We start from the raw sequence: 1,915 nt of genomic DNA, 5'->3' as shown, positions 1-1,915 counted from the left end.
CATGAAGGTTACGATGAACCAGAAATCCTCCGTTGTTCAATTCCTCAAATCTGTCCCACAGGCGCTGACGTCAGACATCGCCAAAGAACGTTTGGACTCCAGCATCTCGCGCACCGCGCAAATGGGCGTGGTTTGGATCGGCGATGATCACTTGCAAATCCATTTTCTTCAGCGCCTCAGCCAAAGCCACGGACCAGCGCGATCCGCCCAAGATGATAACTCCTGGGTTTGCTGACGCGGTAAGCGCGAGGAGCCGCGCCAATGGTGTCAACGTAAACCCGTGCAAAACTACGGTCGCTGCAACAAGCGCAAAGGCAAGGGGCGCAATGCTGGCAGCATCGGTGATGCCGATCTCAACCAGCCGTTCGCCGAACAGGCCCGCAACTGCCACCAACACCACGCCGCGGGGGCCGGTAAACGCGACTAAAAGGCGCTCGCGCCAAGGTACATCTGAAAAGGCTAAGGCTGCGAGCACGGGTAATGGCCGGGCGATAAAGATTACCGCGAGCACAAATAGAAGTGCGATTATGTCCAGTGACCGCAGGGCTGCCCAGCTCATATTCGCGGCCAGAAGAATGAACACGCCCGAGACAAGCAGCACGGTCGCGTGTTCTTTAAAACGTCGCAACTCTGTATAGCTGGGTAGATGGGCATTTGCGATCCAGATGCCCATGATCGTGACCGCGAGCAATCCAGATTCGTGCAATACAAAGTCGGATAGTGCAAATACCGCGAGCAGGACGACGAAGAGCACCGGGACCTTCATATATTCAGGCACATAAGCCAGCCGGAAGGCGCGGGCTATGCCCCAACCACCTGCAATACCAAGCAGCGTTGCCACGCCAATACCAACTGCCAACTCCTGCGCAGCTCCTCCAGCGGAACTGGCGGTTTCAATCACGATAACCACTTGGAATGCCAACACGGCAGCCAATGCGCCGACCGGGTCATTGACGATGGCTTCCCATTGCAGCAGGGCAGCGGGGCGTTTTTGCAATTTGGCTTGCCGCAATAATGGCGCGATGACCGTAGGGCCGGTGACAATCATGATCCCACCAAACACCGCAGACGTGGCCCAGCTTAACCCAGCGACATAATGCAACGTCAGGGCGGAAGCGAGCCAGCCAAGCGGGGCCCCCAAGATCACCAGCCGTTTGACGCCCGTCGCAGCGTCGCGCAGCGAGTGAAAATTTAGCGTCATCCCGCCTTCGAAAAGGATGATCGCAACCGCAATGGCAATCACCGGCCCCAGCATATCTCCGAATTGTTCAGCTGGATTGAGAATGCCCAGCATCGGGCCAACAATTAAACCGGCGAGCAGCATCAGCACGATTGATGGCATGCGCATGCGCCACGCAAGCCATTGGCTGCCCACACCCAAAGCGCCCACAAGGGCGAATGCCAGGACTGGAGCCAACCCTGCTGTTTCTGCTACTGCCATATAGTTTTTACCGTTCTAATTTACGAGCAATGCTACCCGGTTGTGCAGACGCCTGCTACGTTCTTCATTGAACTTTCTGCAACTGACAGGGTCGAATTTTCTTGTAGTTCGGCCGAACTAAAAGTTTACCCGAATTTTAATCAGCAACATCTGCTTAGGCCGCATTAAGGTTGGATTACTGCACCAGTTCGTGCTTCGATCACAGCAACTAATTTTGGCGGATTGTGTTGAAAAACTCTTATACAGCGCGTTGGGGCCAAATTTGGGAGAACAAAATTCCGAACTACTCAGATTTCGCCGGCGTCACGAGGCGCAATCAGTCCGTCGGAGAACGGTTTCCCACATTCCAGAAATTTGCAGTTGCAGCAAATAGTTTTTCAACAGAATCGGCGGAAACCTGATGGGGTGGATGGCTCCTGCTTCAACCGGCGTCGCAATGCGCCATAGTGCAGGTGTCTAAATCTGCTTTGAGAG

The 1,915-nt window shown here is 54.7% G+C and carries 1 pseudogene; it reads right to left on the bottom strand.

From position 1 onward, the window contains the following. Window positions 1-73 precede the first annotated feature (73 nt). A pseudogene (locus tag DC366_RS19395) lies at window positions 74-1,441 on the bottom strand (cation:proton antiporter); the annotation flags it as partial. Window positions 1,442-1,915: the final 474 nt, after the last annotated feature.

It is taken from the genome of Pelagivirga sediminicola (assembly GCF_003072125.1).
GTDB lineage: Bacteria > Pseudomonadota > Alphaproteobacteria > Rhodobacterales > Rhodobacteraceae > Roseovarius > Roseovarius sediminicola.
The sequence above is the reverse complement of the archived record's forward strand: the minus strand, read 5'-3'. Positions and strand labels throughout refer to the sequence as shown.